24 protein-coding genes are annotated in these 17,268 nt (G+C 53.3%); 13 read left to right on the top strand and 11 right to left on the bottom strand.

The annotated features are described in order from the left end of the window. Positions 1-10 precede the first annotated feature (10 nt). Positions 11-1,207, top strand: a complete 1,197-nt coding sequence (locus B2U47_RS04935; protein ID WP_296681506.1) for an MFS transporter — start codon at positions 11-13, stop codon at positions 1,205-1,207. Here the strand turns inward: B2U47_RS04935 and hrpB are convergent. Genes hrpB through B2U47_RS04920 form a run of 3 tightly spaced genes read right to left on the bottom strand, consistent with a single transcriptional unit; the run spans position 1,199 to position 4,511 of the window. Next, a complete protein-coding gene (gene hrpB, locus B2U47_RS04930; protein WP_296681504.1) occupies positions 1,199-3,739 on the bottom strand; it encodes an ATP-dependent helicase HrpB in 2,541 nt (846 codons plus the stop codon). The genes B2U47_RS04935 and hrpB overlap by 9 nt on opposite strands. After that, on the bottom strand, positions 3,736-4,239 hold the full coding sequence (locus B2U47_RS04925; RefSeq protein WP_296681502.1) for a GNAT family N-acetyltransferase: 504 nt from the start codon (positions 4,237-4,239) through the stop codon (positions 3,736-3,738). Before B2U47_RS04925 ends, hrpB begins: the two co-directional genes overlap by 4 nt. Beyond that, on the bottom strand, positions 4,236-4,511 hold the full coding sequence (locus tag B2U47_RS04920) for a DUF1778 domain-containing protein (RefSeq protein ID WP_296681501.1): 276 nt from the start codon (positions 4,509-4,511) through the stop codon (positions 4,236-4,238). The genes B2U47_RS04925 and B2U47_RS04920 overlap by 4 nt, the downstream gene beginning before the upstream one ends. A gap of 250 nt (positions 4,512-4,761) precedes the next feature. Here B2U47_RS04920 and B2U47_RS17260 point away from each other — a divergent pair, with 250 nt between their 5' ends. After that, positions 4,762-5,088, top strand: coding sequence for a formylglycine-generating enzyme family protein (locus B2U47_RS17260; protein ID WP_366860565.1), 327 nt, complete (start codon positions 4,762-4,764; stop codon positions 5,086-5,088). A gap of 152 nt (positions 5,089-5,240) precedes the next feature. Here B2U47_RS17260 and B2U47_RS04915 read toward each other — a convergent pair whose 3' ends face one another. Then, complete coding sequence (locus B2U47_RS04915) at positions 5,241-5,819, bottom strand: Uma2 family endonuclease (RefSeq protein ID WP_296681500.1); 579 nt, start codon at positions 5,817-5,819, stop codon at positions 5,241-5,243. A 14-nt stretch (positions 5,820-5,833) separates the two neighbouring features. Next, complete coding sequence (locus B2U47_RS04910; protein ID WP_296681499.1) at positions 5,834-6,073, bottom strand: hypothetical protein; 240 nt, start codon at positions 6,071-6,073, stop codon at positions 5,834-5,836. A 195-nt stretch (positions 6,074-6,268) separates the two neighbouring features. Here B2U47_RS04910 and B2U47_RS04905 point away from each other — a divergent pair, with 195 nt between their 5' ends. The 3 genes from B2U47_RS04905 (at position 6,269) to soxA (ending at position 8,186) form a co-directional block, all read left to right on the top strand. Beyond that, positions 6,269-6,877 carry a 2OG-Fe(II) oxygenase family protein gene (locus B2U47_RS04905; RefSeq protein WP_296681498.1) on the top strand — a complete coding sequence of 203 codons (609 nt, stop codon included), beginning with the start codon at positions 6,269-6,271 and terminating at the stop codon, positions 6,875-6,877. 77 nt (positions 6,878-6,954) lie between these two features. Next, positions 6,955-7,425, top strand: a complete 471-nt coding sequence (soxX, locus tag B2U47_RS04900; RefSeq protein WP_296681496.1) for a sulfur oxidation c-type cytochrome SoxX — start codon at positions 6,955-6,957, stop codon at positions 7,423-7,425. Beyond that, positions 7,422-8,186, top strand: a complete 765-nt coding sequence (gene soxA / locus B2U47_RS04895) for a sulfur oxidation c-type cytochrome SoxA (protein WP_296681495.1) — start codon at positions 7,422-7,424, stop codon at positions 8,184-8,186. The genes soxX and soxA overlap by 4 nt, the downstream gene beginning before the upstream one ends. On the opposite strand, the gene B2U47_RS04890 is transcribed toward soxA, so the two are convergent. Next, complete coding sequence (locus B2U47_RS04890) at positions 8,183-8,500, bottom strand: hypothetical protein (protein WP_296681493.1); 318 nt, start codon at positions 8,498-8,500, stop codon at positions 8,183-8,185. The two genes, soxA and B2U47_RS04890, sit on opposite strands and share 4 nt — an antisense overlap. A gap of 68 nt (positions 8,501-8,568) precedes the next feature. Here B2U47_RS04890 and B2U47_RS04885 point away from each other — a divergent pair, with 68 nt between their 5' ends. Together B2U47_RS04885 and B2U47_RS04880 are read left to right on the top strand one after the other, a co-directional pair. Then, positions 8,569-9,237 carry a Fe2+-dependent dioxygenase gene (locus B2U47_RS04885; RefSeq protein WP_296681492.1) on the top strand — a complete coding sequence of 223 codons (669 nt, stop codon included), beginning with the start codon at positions 8,569-8,571 and terminating at the stop codon, positions 9,235-9,237. Positions 9,238-9,356: 119 nt separating this feature from the next. After that, a complete protein-coding gene (locus B2U47_RS04880) occupies positions 9,357-10,319 on the top strand; it encodes a hypothetical protein (RefSeq protein ID WP_296681491.1) in 963 nt (320 codons plus the stop codon). A gap of 80 nt (positions 10,320-10,399) precedes the next feature. Here B2U47_RS04880 and B2U47_RS04875 read toward each other — a convergent pair whose 3' ends face one another. From B2U47_RS04875 to B2U47_RS04855, 5 genes are all read right to left on the bottom strand, one after another. After that, entirely contained in the window at positions 10,400-10,591 is a 192-nt protein-coding gene (locus tag B2U47_RS04875; RefSeq protein WP_296681489.1) for a hypothetical protein, read from the bottom strand. Positions 10,592-10,680: 89 nt separating this feature from the next. After that, positions 10,681-11,025: a TusE/DsrC/DsvC family sulfur relay protein gene (locus B2U47_RS04870; RefSeq protein WP_296681488.1), complete on the bottom strand. Its 345-nt coding sequence runs from the start codon at positions 11,023-11,025 to the stop codon at positions 10,681-10,683. Between the two features lie 155 nt (positions 11,026-11,180). After that, complete coding sequence (gene cas6 / locus B2U47_RS04865; RefSeq protein ID WP_296681486.1) at positions 11,181-11,870, bottom strand: type I-MYXAN CRISPR-associated protein Cas6/Cmx6; 690 nt, start codon at positions 11,868-11,870, stop codon at positions 11,181-11,183. A 3-nt stretch (positions 11,871-11,873) separates the two neighbouring features. Next, positions 11,874-12,071 (bottom strand): hypothetical protein, encoded by a 198-nt coding sequence (locus B2U47_RS04860; protein WP_296681484.1) that lies wholly within the window; start codon positions 12,069-12,071, stop codon positions 11,874-11,876. Then, positions 12,065-12,970, bottom strand: a complete 906-nt coding sequence (locus tag B2U47_RS04855; RefSeq protein WP_296681482.1) for a TauD/TfdA family dioxygenase — start codon at positions 12,968-12,970, stop codon at positions 12,065-12,067. Before B2U47_RS04855 ends, B2U47_RS04860 begins: the two co-directional genes overlap by 7 nt. A gap of 313 nt (positions 12,971-13,283) precedes the next feature. Here B2U47_RS04855 and dsrA point away from each other — a divergent pair, with 313 nt between their 5' ends. From dsrA to B2U47_RS04825, 6 genes are all read left to right on the top strand, one after another. After that, complete coding sequence (gene dsrA, locus B2U47_RS04850; RefSeq protein WP_296681480.1) at positions 13,284-14,576, top strand: dissimilatory-type sulfite reductase subunit alpha; 1,293 nt, start codon at positions 13,284-13,286, stop codon at positions 14,574-14,576. A gap of 89 nt (positions 14,577-14,665) precedes the next feature. Then, the gene (dsrB, locus tag B2U47_RS04845; RefSeq protein ID WP_296681478.1) at positions 14,666-15,742 is read left to right on the top strand and encodes a dissimilatory-type sulfite reductase subunit beta; all 1,077 of its coding nucleotides are present in this window, start codon (positions 14,666-14,668) and stop codon (positions 15,740-15,742) included. Positions 15,743-15,768: 26 nt separating this feature from the next. Next, on the top strand, positions 15,769-16,161 hold the full coding sequence (gene tusD / locus B2U47_RS04840; protein WP_296681476.1) for a sulfurtransferase complex subunit TusD: 393 nt from the start codon (positions 15,769-15,771) through the stop codon (positions 16,159-16,161). A gap of 11 nt (positions 16,162-16,172) precedes the next feature. After that, positions 16,173-16,577 carry a sulfurtransferase complex subunit TusC gene (gene tusC / locus B2U47_RS04835; RefSeq protein ID WP_296681474.1) on the top strand — a complete coding sequence of 135 codons (405 nt, stop codon included), beginning with the start codon at positions 16,173-16,175 and terminating at the stop codon, positions 16,575-16,577. Between the two features lie 16 nt (positions 16,578-16,593). Beyond that, positions 16,594-16,899, top strand: a complete 306-nt coding sequence (gene tusB, locus B2U47_RS04830; RefSeq protein WP_296681471.1) for a sulfurtransferase complex subunit TusB — start codon at positions 16,594-16,596, stop codon at positions 16,897-16,899. 30 nt (positions 16,900-16,929) lie between these two features. Beyond that, on the top strand, positions 16,930-17,262 hold the full coding sequence (locus B2U47_RS04825) for a TusE/DsrC/DsvC family sulfur relay protein (RefSeq protein ID WP_296681470.1): 333 nt from the start codon (positions 16,930-16,932) through the stop codon (positions 17,260-17,262). Positions 17,263-17,268 lie beyond the last annotated feature (6 nt).

Below are 17,268 nucleotides of genomic sequence, written 5' to 3'. Positions count from 1 at the left end.
GGGTAACATCATGATTGAATCCGGTAGCCGTGAATTCCGTTTTGCCACGCTGGCTTTGTGCCTTGGTTCGGCGATGATTTTTGCCAATCTGCATGTGGTGCAGTCGTTGCTGCCGACACTGGCGCAACAGTTTCAACTCAGTGAATTACAGGCAAGCTGGAGCCTGACCATTACGGTACTGACTCTCGGGTTGTCGTTGCTGGTGTATGGGCCGCTGTCGGATGCAATCGGGCGCAAGCCAATCATGGTGGTGACAATGGCGGGGGCGGTGCTGGTCACGTTGGGCTTGTCGCAGGTGGAAAGTTACCCGATGTTGCTGCTGTTACGCGGGTTGCAGGGCTTTTTTCTGGGTGGGTTGCCTGCGATTGCGATTGCCTACATGGGTGATGAATTTACCCGCAAGGCCGTGGTGCTGGCGGTTGGAGTCTACATCAGTGCCAACAGCCTGGGGGGCGTAACCGGGCGGATACTGGGAGGTTTTGTCGGGGAACATTACGGCTGGGCGGCAGCGTTTGCGGCAACAGGTTTACTCAGTGCCCTGATCGTCGCCGTGTTTGTCCTGTTGTTGCCGAAATCGCAGCATTTTCATCCCAAACCCTTGCATCCACTGCATGTTGCGCAGGATATGGGCGGGCATTTGCGTAACCCCGTGTTGCTGGCGGCGTTTCTGATTGCGTTTGGCAATTTCATGGTGTTCCTGAACCAGTACAGCTACATCACCTTTGTACTGGCGGATGCGCCGTATCATTTGTCACCACATGCGTTGGGGATGCTGTTCCTGACCTATCTGACCGGCTCGTTTGCTGCGGCCATTTCCGGGCGGATTGTACAGTATCTGTCTGCACCGGTTGGCATGGCGTTGGGCATCCTGTTCCTGATGGCTGGCAGCTTGCTGACGCTGATGCCCAGTTTGTCTGCGATTGTCTGGGGCTTTATGGTCAGCAGTTTCGGTTTTTTTCTTACCCATTCACTGGCGAGTGGCTGGGTTAGCCAACATGCCCTGCAAGCGCGGGCAAGTGCTTCGTCTTTGTATCTGGTATTTTATTACATGGGGGCAAGTGCGGGCGGGTTTGTGTTGGCTCCCTTCTGGGCGTGGCAAGGCTGGCTCGGAATCGTGGTCGGTTCCTTGCTGGTTTACAGCCTGACGCTGGGGTGTGCGTTGTGGTTGCAGCGCTGGCAGGCCAGTGGGCAGCGTGCGCTAGCCTAAGCCTGCGGCATTTTTGGTTTTGCGTGTGGCAATTGCCTCTAGCGGATTGTCTGGCCAGGGGTGCTTGGGGTAACGCCCTTTCATGTCCTTTTTCACCTCGTGGTAGGACGTGCGCCAAAAGCCCGCCAAATCCTGCGTTATCTGCAACGGCCTGCCTGCCGGGGAAAGCAGGTGTATCAGCAACGCTACTTTGCCATTAGCAATGGTTGGGGTCGTTTGACAGCCAAACATTTCCTGCAATTTCACCGCCAGTATGGGTGGTGATACGCTGTAATCAATGGCGATGCTGTGACCGGAGGGTACTTCCAACCGTTGGGGGGCAAGCTGTTCGAGGCGCTGCTGCATCTCCCACGGTAATTGGTTGCGGAGGATGTTTGCCAGATCCAGCTTTTTGAAATCAGCCAGTGTGTTGACGTTATCCAGATACGGCGCAAGCCACTGTTCCAGTGTTGCCAGCAGGTGTTCACGGCTGACATCGGGCCATGGCTGTTCCGGCTTGGTGTGGCGCAACAGGTTGACCCGTGCACACCATTGTTCCTGTTCGGCTTGCCAGGGCAATACGTCCAGCCCTTGTTTGCGGATGAAACCCAGCAGGGCGGTGGTTTTGGCGTCTGCGGGCACATGGGGCAAGGCTTTGCGCTGCAAGACCAGTGCACCGATTTTGTGCTGCTGTTCGGCGATGAAACGCCCGGCTTTCTGATCCCATTCCACCACGGTTTGCTGGTGTACCTGGTCGGTGAGTGCGTTGCTGAACAGCGTTTCATCCAGCGCAGCGGCACTGCGGATGGTGTCACTGCTTTTGCCTGCCATGCCGCTGACTTCGGCAATCGCCAGCCATGCCTGCTTGCCGAGGGCGTGTGTGTCGGGCAGATCGGCACTGCGCCCGTTGGCAAGTTGGTAGCCGCCGGAATGGCGTCGTCGCGCAATCCGGTCAGGGTAGGCGCAAGCTAACAGATAGCCGTGGATGGTGTTGGCGGGCAATAGGAACGTTAGTTTGCTTTCAGGCAGTTTCTGGCTGCGGATTTGTTCCACAAACTGGTTGGCCAGTGGGCGGGTACGTTGTAACCAGCCTTGCTGCTGGGCAGGGCAACGGCTTTTGCCCGCGAGTATTTCCATTGGATGGCTGATGTCGGGGTTGTCCCGACTGAACGGGTTGCGTTCGGAAAGCAGCGCGGCAAGGTTCGCTGCTGTGGGTAATTGCCCGGCTTGTGCGCCACAAATCAGTAGGTGGGCAAGGCGCGGATGTACCGGCAGGTTTGCCATTGCTTGTCCGTGAGCGGTCAGCACGGTGGCGTTGCTCTTGCGGGTGATTGCGCCCAGGGTTGCCAGCAAGTCCAGTGCCTGTTGCCAGGGGGCGGTGGGCGGTGCATCCAGCCAGCACAATTCGCCGGGGTCATTGATACCCCATTGCAGCACAGACAGGGCGAGTGGGGCAAGGTCAGCACGCAGGATTTCCGGTGTGGTATGGGCTGCGAGTTGCTCTTGCTGGCTTTCTGTCCACAAGCGGTAGCAAACACCGGGGGCAAGCCGCCCGGCACGCCCGGCTCGCTGGGTGCTGGAGGCGCGGGAAATGCGGGCGGTATGCAAGCCGGTCATGCCCGTGCCGGGGTCGAAACGGGCTTCACGTACCAGCCCGGCATCCACCACCACATCCACACCGTCGATGGTCAGGCTGGTTTCGGCGATATTGGTTGCCAGCACGACTTTACGTTGTCCGGCGGGTAGGGGGGCAATGGCTTGCTGTTGTTCGTCCAGCGTGAGGTTGCCGTACATCGGGTGCAATTGCACGTCACGCAAGCGACGTTCCAACAGCCATTCACTTAATCCATCGGCGGTGCGGTGGATTTCGCCCTGACCGGGCAGGAAGGCGAGGATGCTGCTGTCAGGATTGTCGCTGATGGCTTGTTTGAGAGTGGCAACCATGCGCTCGACAATGCGCTCACCGGGTTTGGCGGCTTGCCCGTAACGGATGTCGACCGGATAGCAGCGCCCTTCGCTGCCTATCACAGGCGCATCATCCAACAGTGTGGCAATGGCAGTGCTATCCAGCGTGGCGGACATGACCAGCAGTTTCAGCGGGTTGGCGGCATCACGGAATAGTTCGCGTCCTTTCAGGCACAGACTCAGGGCAAGATCGGCGTCTAGGCTGCGTTCGTGGAATTCGTCGAAAATCACTAGGCCGATGCCTGCCAATGATGGGTCTTGTTGCAACAGCCGGGTGAGGATGCCTTCGGTAATGACTTCGATGCGGGTGGCACGGCTGGTTTTGCTTTCCAGTCGCATCCGGTAGCCGACGGTTTGCCCGACCGGTTCGCCCAGCAGGGTTGCCATGCGGTGTGCGGCGTTTTTGGCGGCAATACGGCGCGGTTCGAGCAGGAGGATTTTGTTGCCAGCCAGCCACGCTTCATTCAGCAAGGCGAGCGGGACGCGGGTGGTTTTGCCCGCACCGGGCGGGGCTTCCAGCACGGTTTCATGGCGGGTGCGCAAGGCGTGTTTGAGGTCGTCGAGGACGGCATCAATGGGGAGGGTCAAGGTGGGACTTCCAAGCTGTTGCGGACATCCGCCATCGTGATGAATAGCTTGTTAGGCGTGTCGTTAAAAGCGGTAAAGCCAAACTTTTCATAGAACGCGATAGCACCGTCTTTTGCATCCACCACGATCAGGGGAAATGCCACAATCGCGCTGGCGGTCAGTAGCTTTTGCATGGCGTCGATCAACAGGAATGCGCCACAACCTTGTTTGGCCTCACGTTTGTCGACAGCTAGCCGTGCAATTAGCCCGCCGGATTGTGCATGATGGTGTTTCTTTTGTAACTTTGCTGGCAACGCATTGAAGTCAACCGGGGTCATGGTGAGAGTGTAGTATCCCCTAATGCGCTGGGGTTGGTTGGGGTCTTCCAACACAAAAGTGCGGGTATTGTCCTTGCTGGCTTGTTGGTTTGCCATAAGCCGCAGGTAATTGTTCAGAGCCTCAATGCCGCAATCAAACGTGTTGCGGTCGTGTTTGTCCTTGTCGAGAGGGACTGTTTTCATACAGCAGACTGTTCCCGATAGCGTTGGGCAGCTTGTTGTAGGCGCGGGTGTGTTTTGGCAGGAGAGTCCAGTGCTTGTGCCAGCAATGTTGCATCGCGTTGGCTCAGTTTGAGGGTTTGTTCTTTCTCAATAATCAGCTTGGCTTTTTCGATCGCAGCATTAAGAACAAAGGCATTGATGCTGGATATACCAACGATGGCAGCAGCTTGGCTCAGTAATGTTTGAACATCAAGATCAACCCGTGCAGTGATACGGGGGAGTGTGGCATTCATAAAATATCCTCTTTGACCATGTGTCATTTTGTCACGTGGCAATAGTTTTGCAGTGGCATGATGTCTTGTCAATACGCATTCATGGAATGACAACCCATTAGCCTTTGCTTATGCTGTGGTTACTCACGATTGTCTGTTGATCGTTTCGTGTCCATAGTCTATGTTTATGCCTGTCACCACCCAATGCGAGGCTACACCGTGCAGGGACTGACCCCCCTTTTCTTTTGGTGACAACATCACGGATTGGGAGGTGAATTGTGACCATGAAGTTCCTTATGATGATGGTGAGGAGGGGGAATATAGGGAGGAAACTGTTCCAGTCAAATCGCTTCCAGCTAACGACTGGGGGTTGTACGAAATGCACGGCAATGTGTCGGAGTGGTGTCAAGATTGGTATGGTACTTATTCTGAAAGGGCAGTAAGAAATCCTAAAGGTGGCAATTCAGGCTCTGCCCGCGTGTTGCGCGGTGGCTCTTGGATCTACGGCGGCAGGGTTTGCCGGTCTGCTTTTCGCCTCAACGCTGTTCCGGGTGATCGCCTCCTCAGCATTGGTTTTCGCCTTGCCCTAGGTCAGTGAGCTACAGTCATGCAGGGCGGCGGTAGCCGCAAAGCCTTCCGGAGGCGGCAAGTCTTGCGCGGCTGGCGTAGACAAAGGCAGCGGCGTTATCGGAGTAGCCGCAGCGTTTGTTGGAGTCAGCCGCGCTCTTCGCGGGGTGCAGGGATAATGGTTTACAGCCCGACATCCTCATACAAATCCTGCAACGCGCATTGGAAGCCGATACTGGTAAGTTCAGCCACCGTATCAGCGCCGTTATAGGTGAACAACTCCCAGCGTTGATGGGCATTGAGGCGGAACACATCCACGGCATATTCATTCGGGTCAATCAGCACGTATTCCCGCAAATTGGCAAGCTGGCGGTAAACCACGAACTTGTCGCCCCGGTCGTAATCGCGGGTGCTGGGCGACATGACTTCGACGACCAGCATGGGGTTATGTTTGATGGTATTGCGTTCATGGTCGTCGGGGTCACACGTCACCATCACATCGGGGTAAAACCATGCCTTGTCTTTGGCATTCACCTTGACGCGCATATCCGAAATGTAGGTGCTGCATCCCGAACCGCGCAAATGGGTTTTGATGAGTGCCGCCGCATTCAGGCTAATTTTGACATGGGCATCACCCGCACCTGCCATATTGCAGGGGTAGACAAAGCCGTTGAGGTATTCGTGCTTTTCCGTGGCAAGTTCTTCCTCTGCCAGATACTCTTCCGGCCACACATAATCCGTTGGTGCGAGTTTGGCTAACATGAGGAACTCCTTGGTTAATCGGGGAAATGCTCCAATGCCTTGTCACGTTCGTCTTCAATTTTCTTCCAGTCCGGCATTTGATACATACGGATATTGGATTCGTTGGCGTTGATTTTGTCAAAAGCATACACGATAGGGCGAAACACGGCACGGTAACAGTAATTGCGGTAGACGCTCATTTCGTCTTCGCCCTTGATGCGGCGGTAGATTTCCAGCACTAGTTCGCGGTCTGTGATTTGGCTCAAGTCGGTCATGGGCTATCTCCAAGGTGTTGTGCGTTTAGCCTGTTCCTCGCTTGCATTGTCTTGATTGCATTGATTGTAGTTACAATAGGGCTTTTATAGCAATGCCTTTGCCCATATCTGGCAGGGGTGTAAGGGTGGGGATAATGACAACCCATTAGCCCTTGCTTATACTGCCTGCTTACCCTACAAGCACAGGCAAGCACCATGACTGACTCACGCCCACCGCTGCAAACCTTGCACGAACTTGCGCCCAATTCCTTTATTTTTGAGAAAAAAGACGCTATCCCCGGTTTCCTGTGCGACAACATGGTGGCGCGTTTCGAGCAGAATATCGCTGACCAGTATGCCGGGCGTTTGGGGCAGGACACGGGTTTCAATCAGAACGTGAAGAAAACCACCGACATTTTCGTCAGCGGTGATGACAAACCACACTGGAAGGATGTGGACAACAACCTGCACCGTTCGCTGGCGTTGGCGTTACGCGAATTCCGTGAAACCTACCCGTATTTCAAAGGCGCGTTCAAGGACATGGGGTATAACCTGCAACGCTACCAGCCGGGTGAGTATTACCATTGGCACATCGACGGTGGCAGCCACCAATTCGCCGAGCGCCAGTTGGTGGCATTGTGGTATTTGAATGATGTGCCGGTGGAAGCTGGTGGTACGACCGATTTCCTGTTCCAGAACCTCAGTGTGCAGCCGAAAAAAGGCAAGCTGATCTTGTTCCCACCGTTTTGGACGCACGAACACCGCGCCGGAATCGTCAAGTCAGGGGCAAAATACATCGCCACCACGTGGGTGATTTTCGCGTAATTGATGACTTTTTGATTAGATCAAACCTTTGTGATTTATATCAACTTGTAGCAGTGAATATTGCCTAGAATGAGTGGATGAAAACTGTAACCACCCTGATATTCCTGCTATTTGTTAGTGCTTCTGCGTCAGCGGCTGAGCCAGAAGGTGTCCCGCCACCGCCGGAAGCGTACTGCAAATGGGAGATGACCAATTATTCCATTCCATCCCCCCTGTGTGGGCTGAAAGGTGACGCTGTGCGTGGCGAAAAGCTCGTCTCGGATGCTGCCAAGGGGAATTGCTTGGCCTGTCACGAACTGCCTATTAAAGGTGTGGAAGCCTACGGCACGATTGCTCCGCCGTTGTCAGGCATTGCCAATCGGTTATCGGAAGCACAATTGCGGCTACGGGTGGTGGATTCTCGCCATCTCAACCCCAATTCGATCATGCCGGGTTTCTACCGTGACCCCAGCCTGATCAATCGCCCCGGCAAAGGCTATGAAGGTCGGACATTCCTTGCCGCGCAGGATGTGGAAGATGTTATCGCTTATTTGGGGACGCTGAAATGAAATATCACCTCGCCCTCAGTTTGCTGGTCATGGCTGGTGTAGCGTGGGCAGATGCCCCCAAACCTGCCAAATCCGGTTACGAATTCGTCAAGGAAGAAACCCGTGCCATGCAGGACGATGAATTCCAGAACCCCGGTTTCATTGCGGTGGAGCAAGGGCGCGAGTTGTTCGCTAGCAAGCCTGCTTCTGGTAAATCCTGCGGTAGTTGCCACGGTGATGACGGCAAAAAGCTGGAGGTAAAAAGCCTTGCCCGCTACCCCATTTACGACAAGGCATTGGGTGGTATTGTACGTTTGGATGACCGCATCAATATCTGCCGTGAAAAACAGTCGGGTGAAAAGCCATTCCCGGCGTATTCCAAAGAATTGCTGGCACTGGAAACCTTTGTACGCCATTTGGCAGTGGGTGAGCCAGTCAATGTGCAAACCGATGGTGAAATGGCTGGCTTGCTGAAAAAAGGCGAAGACCTCTATAAAGTCCGCTTCGGCTTGATTGACATGTCGTGCGCCCACTGCCATGACAGCTATCCGGGGCAATTTATCCGGGGGCAGAAAATCAGCCAAGGGCAGGGCAATGGTTTCCCTGCTTACCGGCTGGATACCGGGGAAATGGCAAATGTCGACCTGCGCATCAAACAGTGTCTGACCCTGATGCGGGCAGAGCCATTTGCCCCCGATGCCGAAGAAAGCAAGCTGTTGGGGGCATACATCATGTCGCGTTCCAACGGTTTGAAGATTGAAACGCCCGCTGTGCGTTATTAAAGCAGGTCGTGCCCGCTTATATCCCCTTCGGTATTGAGGTGGATTTCGCGGATGTGCGGCATCCGTTTGAGGATGTAAGCCGCCATCAGTGTGCCACTTTTCTGATTGCCGTTGGAAAGTGCCGTGAGGATTTTATCGGCAACAATCTGGCAACGCTGCTCCTGATCAGGGTTGTCCACCCACAAGCGGCTCATCTGGTAGCCGCGATCCATGTCCCGATCCATTTGCGTGAAAAAATCGTCCGCCTCGTCCAGTACAAATTGGGGTACGTCAATATCACGTGTGGTGTCGTTGATTTGTATCCGTAATTGCATCACTCTTGCGACCTATGCTGTCTGTTTCGCGGGCAGATTACCCGATTCCAGCCCTGAAAGGAAATGCCATGCTGTTACTCATCAAAAACGTGCTTGACCCGCAGCGTATTCAGGAAGTGCAAGCCCTGCTCGCCAATGGGGAGTTTGTTGACGGGCGCTTTTCCGCCGGAATGGAAGCTGCCAAGGTCAAATACAATCAGGAACTTGCCCCGGAAAGCCCCTTGCATCGCCGTTTGAATGCACTGGTGATGTCGCCACTGGTGCAACACCCGGAATACCAGGCTGCCGTATTGCCTTTGCGGGTAGCCACCGCGTTTTACGCCCGCTATTTACCGGGCATGACGTATGGCTTCCACGTGGATGATCCGGTGATGGGGCCAATGTCCGGGCGCTACCGTACCGATGTTTCGACTACTGTGTTCCTTAATGACGATTATGACGGTGGGGAGATCGTCATCCGTACTGCTTACGGGGAAGAGAAAATTCGTGGGGAAGCTGGTGACGCGGTGGTGTACGATTCCGGTAGTTGGCACAAAGTGGCAGAAGTGACCCGAGGGATTCGCATGGTGGCGGTAACGTGGGCGCAAAGTCTGGTGAAAGACCCGCAGCGCCGCGAATTGTTGTACCAGTTAGCCAAAGCCCGCGAAGGCGTCATGACCAAACTGCCACAATCAGATGAAGCTGCCAATATCAGTACCGTCCATATCAATTTGCTGCGGATGTGGAGCGAAGTTTGATAGATACCCGCCATTAGGCAGGAAAACCTCTTTTTTTATCTGAATGCTTCTTGGAAAATCTGCGTTTTTACAGAGAAAATGTCTCTCGGATTTCCGCTATGGATACAAGGAGCTTTCACATGGCACAACTCGTGGTCAAAAGGACACCTTGGTGGTCGACGCCTTTTGCGAAACACGCCATGTTCTGGATACCTATCGCTGGTTTACAGGCCGGGACATTGGCTGGTTTGGGGTATTTCTACAATCGTTTAAGCGATATTGAACAAAATTCGGTCGGTAGTTCTCCCGTAGCCTCTGCTCCATCCACAGTTAAGCCTGCTTCTGTTGCCGATGCTCCGGCGGTTGAGGTTGAAGTACAGCCAGTGTTGGTAGACCGGAGTATGCCAAGTCCTGCTCCTGTTCCTCTCCATGCTGCTTTGGCAGTGCCTGCTACCCATGACATGATGCGTGCTGGGGAAAGTTTTCAGCCGCCCTCACAGGCAACTACCCAGGCTGATGTCGCTGAACCTGTTGCCGTTGCTGCCATTTCTCCTGTCAAACCAGAAGCCGTAGTAGAGAAGAAGCCCCAAGTGACGGAAAAGGTTGTTGATAAAAAATCGGAAGAGAAAAAAACCAGTAAGCCAGTCGCCGCCAGCAAACCAGCGCCAGTAGTAGTGGTTGATGTTGGAACAGACCCAACTGCGCTTGCCAATCAATCGGAATTGCCAGCAATTCCCGTTTCTGTACCTGATGTTGTTGCTGCTCCAGTAGCCTTACCGGACGAGTCAGAAACCACTGCACCAGAGAAACCGTATGGTGGTGCACCAACACCCGTAGGGGTGGTCGCGTGGGTGTATATCGGCGAGTTGCGGGATTACGGCTGGTATGGGCAGAAACTGCATATTCCCCCCAAGTCCGGTTTGCCGGAATTGGGACGCAGTTATCGCACGCAGACCATTCACGGCTTGTATGAAACCCTACATGGCAAGCGTGTTATGGGTGGTTTCCAACTAGGAGATACTGTCCTGCTGCATGAAGTTCAGGTAGAAGCAGGTGGAAAAGTCTGGGCAAGGGTTGAAAAGCTGCGTTCAGCGGGGCGTTGATACGATAGGTAAGAAAAAAGCCGCACTTCGCAGGCGGCTTTTCCTGTAACGACAAACTGTGATGCTTGCGGTTGTTACGCTTATTTCCAGAAATTGGCTTCTGTAGAAGCAATTTCACGAACTTCTGTAGCCAGTTCCTGGTAGCGCTCACGGTAGGCTTTCCACTCTCCAACGTAGTAATCTTCTGCGTTGAATTCCCCAGACTGTTCGTATGCGATGAATTTCTTTTGCATGTCCAGCATTTCGCTAATCAGCTCTTGCTTTCTGCTCATGTCCGATGCCTCTCTAGATAAAACCAAAATCCTGTTGGCAGGATAAACGGGTTAGGGTGAAAGGGGGAATACCCCCTTTCGGGTAGGAATTAGTAGCCGCCTTTGCGGTTGGTGGCTGGCAGGCCAGCAACTTTCAGACCTTGCTTGCTGGGGGCGCGTGGGAACAGGTTGTACATGTCCTTGCTGCTCAGCTTTTTATCACCCCATTGTTCAGCCATCGCTTTCTGAATAATGCGTTCCATTGGCTGGTTGCCGCCATTGTTGATGTATTGGTCACGCAGGTAGTTGAGTACGTCCCAATGTTTTTCAGTCAGTTCACCAATGCCTTCTTCGTTGGCGATGACTTGGGCAACTTCCTCGTTCCAGTCATTCAGGTCAACCAGATAGCCAGCTTCGGTCGCTTCGATGGTTTTGCCGTTTACTTCGTAAGCCATGTTCAATTCCTCATAACTAGTGAATGTTGCCATTCGATGAAATTCTTGACCGGAAAATTATACGTAATCGTTACACCCCTCCTATTCCTCAAAAGGGATACGTTGGGTTTTCTCCCCTCTCCCCTTGAGGGAGAGGGGCTGGGGGTGAGGGGTAATCACTCGGTGGGTTTCAGGGTTTTGATGCCTTTGTGGGGCATGAACAGGCCACAACCGAGTTTGCGCCCACCGCCTAAGCCGTATTGCTGCAATTTTACCGATGGGTCGTTGTCAAGGTCGGCAATCATCAGGTGACGGGTGTGCAAGTCACCTTGTGGAGTGTGCAGGGTATAGCTTTTGCCACACATCATCTTTTTAACCTTGAAATCGGCAATGCGGCGTATTTCGGTAGCCATGCGCTGGAGGAATTCCGGCTCGGTTTCGCCAGTATCCGACAAGACGTAGCGGGCAAAAATCACGGATGCGTTCAGCAGAACCTTTTCCTTTGCTTCACCCACGCTTAGGGCGTAACCATCAATATCCAGTGTTGTGCCGCACAGGTGTTGAGCGTCTGCCAGCCGTTGTTTGGGGATACGCAACATCATGCGGGTACGGCGCGACGGCAGCAGGAACTGGTTGGTGTGGTCGTCAGGGCGTTCCCAGCCGTTACCGCTTTCGGCGACGTGGATGGTGTGCACACCTGCGGCAGGTTCGTCGGTAAACCAGGGCAGGGCTTGCTGCACCGCTTGTGACAATGCCCAGGCATGATCCAGTGGGAGTTTTTTGCACTGGATGGCAAAACTCACATCCAGCACGTCATCCGGTGCTTGCCAGGGCAAGGTTTTGTCTTCGTCTTCTTGCCAGAACATGGCTTACCTCGCGGATGAAAACGCAATTTCCAGTTGGTCGTACCAGTCTTCCGGGCGATCTTTGTAGCCGGGTGGCTCGATGTCAATCTGGAAAAAAATCGAGCCGGTTTCCAGTGCACGTTGTTGCACGATGGTTTTCAACTCGTCAAAGGAACTGATGGATTCACCTTCTGCCATCAGAATCTGGCTCAAACTTAACATGCTATCTCCTCCCTATCGGTATTGCTTACCCGGTCATAATAGCGCCCACGGTACAACAGGCGTTTCTGGGCGGGTTCATCACTGTCCACAAAGGCTGTGCGGCAGTGCAGGATGTTATTGCACACCAGACCTTCGCCTGCCTGCAAGGTGTAGCGTATTTTGTAAGGTGAGTCCTGTTGCCATAAATTCAATAGGAATTGCGCGGCTGCATGGGTGAGCGGGTCATCACGCCAGATGACATTGCGCTGGCGGGCAGAATAGCGCATGTGCAAGTGCCCATCCGCTGCCACGCTGAATACCGGGCCGGATTGTTCCGGGCGCACCATTTCACCATTTAGCACATTGGCAGGGATGGTAAATGCATTGGGGTGCATCAGGGCATGGATATAGGCAGGGTTGGCATCACGTAACAGGATGTAGGCAATTTCATGATCCATCAGCCAGCTTTCACCGCCTGCTTGTGCGGGTTGGGCGCAATGCAGCAACATGCCGTGGATTTGTTCTGCGGGCAGGTTGTAATAGCCATCCGTATGCCAGCTCAGTTGCTTGGTGGTGTACGGAATGTAATCGTGCTGCCCAGCATGGCTGGTGACGTGCAATGAGGTGAGGCTGTCTTCATCGGCACACAGATTGCTGTCAATGTGGGTAAGGCCAAGCTGTTTTGCCAGTTGGTGAACATGGCGTTTGCTGCGCAGGTCGCCTTGCTGGAAACGGTACAACGCTAGATTGTATTGGCGGCAAGTCTGTTGCAAGCTGACCAGTTCTGCCACGCTCGGATGTGCCGGGTCGGCAATCAGGGTAAACAGGGTGTCAGCATTCAATGGATAGGGGGACAGTTTGCTGCTGCGCCATGTCAGATAACTATCCAGCTCATTGATGTTGAAAGGGGAAGTGTTCATGGTTGCTGCCTATCCAATTCCTGATGAAAGGTTTGCCTATTTGAAATATTAAAAAATCAGAATATGCTATTGTACCGTTAAGAGAGAGCAGTTTTTGATTATGCTGATGGCCTATCCCCTTGGAGATATACTGGATTTTCGGTAGCACCCCATGGGTGAGATTCTATGTATTAGAGGGCACGCATACACTTAGCACACTCTTAACTTGAGCAACCCAAGTTCTGCAATTTTTACTGATTCAGCCTGGTTGGCGGTTTATGTAGAGCACAGCCAGGAATGAAAGCCATCGTATACGTTTACTGAGGAGGCAGGTATGGCAACGAAACTTTATCCAACGCCGATGCTGGATGTCCTGGAAGAAGGCCCATGGCCTAGCTTCATCAGCGGCTTCAAGAAACTGCGTGATGAGCATCCAGATGAGCGCATCCGTACCGTCATCAACGGTCTGATGGGGCAGTTGGAGCACTCTTACGAAACCAAAATGGGTTACTGGAAGGGCGGTACTATCTCTGTCTTCGGTTACGGCGGCGGCATCATTCCACGCTTCTCCGAAGTCGGTCACATGTTCCCTGAATCCAAGGAATTCCACACCCTGCGTGTACAGCCACCAGCGGGCAACTACTACACCACTTCCATGCTGCGCCAATTGGCGGATAGCTGGGAAAAGTGGGGTTCAGGTCTGCAAACTTTCCACGGTCAGACCGGCAACATCATGTTCATCGGTGCGAACAGCGTCAACTACCAACATTTCTTTGATGAAATCAATGAATACGGTTGGGACTTGGGTGGTGCTGGCCCGTGCGTGCGTACAGGCATGTCTTGCGTCGGTGCAGCGCGTTGCGAAATGTCCAACTGCAACGAACACGCCATTCACCGCCGTTTGCTGAACAACTTCACTGATGACGTGCATCGTCCGGCACTGCCTTACAAGTTCAAATTCAAGGTTTCCGGCTGCCCGAACGACTGCCAGAACGCGATTGAGCGTTCCGACTTCGCTGTGATTGGTACCTGGCGCGACGACATGAAGGTCAACCAGGAGGCCGTTAAAGAAATGATCATGAAGAAAGCCAAGGAAATTGGCAAAGAAGGTGATCGTTCCGCAGGCCGCCAATACATGTTTGACAATGTTATCAGCCGTTGCCCAACCCAGGCTATCAAGCTGAACGACGACGACACCATCACGGTTGACAATAGCAACTGTGTGCGTTGTATGCACTGCCTGAACGTCATGCCAAAAGCACTGCAAGTGGGTGATGACAAGGGCGTTACCATCCTGATCGGTGGTAAGCGTACCCTGAAAATCGGCGACCTGATGGGTACGGTGGTTATTCCGTTCATGAAGCTGGATACCGAAGAAGATTACGAGCGCATTGTCGAGCTGGCACAAACCATTATCGACTTCTGGGCTGAAAATGGTCTGGAACACGAGCGTTGCGGTGAAATGATTGAGCGTATCGGTCTGGTGAACTTCCTGGAAGGCATTGAGATTGATCCAGATCCGAACATGATCAAGCAGCCACGTAACGTTTCTTACGTGCGTACTGATGGTTGGGATGAAGCTGCTGAAGCTTGGTTCAACCGCAAGCGTGAAGAAAAAGCTGCGTAGTCGCATTCGCGGGCAGGGTGGATTAACCGCCCTGTCAGCCCGGATTTTTACGATATTTTATAAAGTTATTCTCTGACGGAGGCTTTGCAATGGCCGCACCAGAAATGCGCGATCCTATTGAATCTGGATGCCCGGACGGTTTCCAGTACATGCACCCTGTAATGCGCCGTAACTACGGTCTGTGGGCATATCATGAAGACCCACGCCCAGGCGTATTGGTTCACGTTTCCAAGACTGGCGAAAAAATCTGGACTGTTCGTGCCGGTACGCAGCGTATCCTCGACGTGTTCACCCTGCGCAAGCTGATGGACATCGGTGATACTTACGGTGACGGCTATGTTCACTTCACTATCCGTTCCAACATCGAATTTCAGGTTGCTACCGAAGCGCAAGTCGAGCCTTTGGTAAAAGCACTGGAAGATGCTGGTTTCCCTGTTGGTGGTACACGTAACTCGGTTACTTCACTGTCCCACACTCAAGGCTGGTTGCACTGTGACATCCCTGGTACTGACGCTTCCGGCGTTGTAAAGGCGATGATGGATGAGCTGCTGCCTGAGTTCAAAGCCTGGAACATGCCTAACCGCGTGCATATCACCACTTCCTGCTGCCAGATCAACTGCGGCGGTCAAGGTGACATCGCAATCAACGTCCAGCACGTCAAACCACCGAAAATCAACCACGCGCTGGTGGGTAACGTGTGCGAACGTCCTTCCGTTGTAGCTCGTTGCCCAGTAGCGGCGATCCGCCCTGCGATGGTTGACGGTAAACCTTCCTTGGAAGTTGACGAGAAGAAGTGCATTTGCTGCGGTGCTTGCTACCCACCATGCCCACCTATGCAGATCAACGACCACCAGTACACTCAACTGGCTATCTGGATCGGTGGTAATCACTCCAATGCGCGTGGCAAGCCTACCTTCCAGCGTCTGGTTGCTGCGGGTATCCCGAACAACCCACCACGCTGGCCTGAAGCGACTGCGATCGTTAAAAAGATCTTGGCTTGCTACAAGGAAGGTGCAAAAGACTGGGAACGTATCAACGAATGGGTTGAGCGTATCGGCTGGCCGCGTTTCTTTGAAGTCACTGGTTTGCCATTCACCAAGTACCACATCGACAACTGGCGTGGTGCGCGTGCGAACCTGAACTCTTCAACGCACATCCGCTTCTGATCGGAACGGCACGAGGAATCGACGGAATGAAATACACAATTCTGGTTAACGAAGGCCCTTATCAGCACCAAGCTGCTGATTCCGCCCTTCAGTTCACCCGTGCCGCGCTGGAGAAGGGACACGAAATCTTTCGTGTCTTCTTCTACCACGATGGTGTCAACAACGGTACGCGCCTGACAGTCCCACCGGCTGACGACCGCCTGATCCAGAAAGCCTGGACAGAGCTGGCCGAAAAGCACGGTCTGGATTTGGTCATCTGTATTGCAGCGGCACAACGTCGCGGCATCATGGATGCAGACGAAGCCAAGCGTCAGGGTCTGGACGCCAACAACATTGCCCCCGGTTTCCGCATTTCCGGTCTGGGTCAGTTGGTGGAAGGTGGTATCCAGTCTGACCGTCTGGTCGTATTTGGCGATTAAGGAGAACTGCGATGTCTACCAAGAATTTTCTGTTCGTAAACCGCAAAGCTCCTTACGGCACTGTTTACGCGCTGGAGTCACTGGAAGTTGTACTGATTTCCGCTGCATTCGAGCAAAACGTCAGCCTGGCCTTCATTGATGACGGTGTTTACCAGATCACCAAAGGGCAGAACAGCAAAGGTATCGGCATGAAAAACTTCTCGCCGACTTACCGTGCCCTGGGTGACTATGACATTACCAAGCTGTATGTCTCCACCGAGTCTTTGGCAGAACGTGGCCTGACGGTTGATGACCTGATGGAACTGACTTACGAAGACGCCGACGACGATTACGCTGAAAAGCCTTCCATCATTCTGGTCAACCGCGAGGAAATGGCTGCCATGATGGCTGAGCAAGAAGTGATCCTGAGTTTCTAAGCGGAGGAATTGATAAATGGCTATGTTACATATTGTCAACAAGTCCCCGTTTGAACGTGTGGCTTTTGATAGCTGTCTGGCTCACGCCAGTGCAGGTGATGCGATCCTGATGATTGAAGATGCCGTGGTCGGTGCAGTCGCTGGGTCGAGCTTTTCTGGTAAAGTAAAGGCGGCGATGGCTGACAAGTCTGTGTATGTGCTGGGGCCTGATCTCGCAGCACGCGGCTTGGAAGGCAAAGCCATGGAAGGGGTAACTATCGTTGACTATGCAGGTTTTGTTGACCTGACTGCCAACAATGACACTACCCAAAGCTGGTTATAAGTTTTAAACATTTTTTAACAGGAGGCCATCATGGCACTGGAAGTAGGCGGTAAATCCATCGCGCTGGACGAAGAAGGCTATCTGGAAAACCTGAGCGACTGGACTCCAGAAGTTGCAGAAGCACTGGCTAACGCAGAAGACGTGACTTTGACTAGCGAACACTGGGAAATCCTGAATTTCCTGCGTGAATACTATGAAGAGTATCAAATCGCTCCAGCCGTGCGCGTTTTGACCAAAGCAGTTGGCAAGCGTCTGGGTGCTGACAAGGGTAACTCCAAGTACCTGTACAGCCTGTTCCCATACGGCCCTGGCAAGCAAGCATGTAAATATGCTGGTCTGCCTAAGCCGACTGGTTGCGTATAAGGCATT

Source organism: Thiothrix sp. UBA5583 (assembly GCA_002425225.1).
GTDB lineage: Bacteria > Pseudomonadota > Gammaproteobacteria > Thiotrichales > Thiotrichaceae > Thiothrix > Thiothrix moscowensis.
The sequence above is the reverse complement of the archived record's forward strand: the minus strand, read 5'-3'. Positions and strand labels throughout refer to the sequence as shown.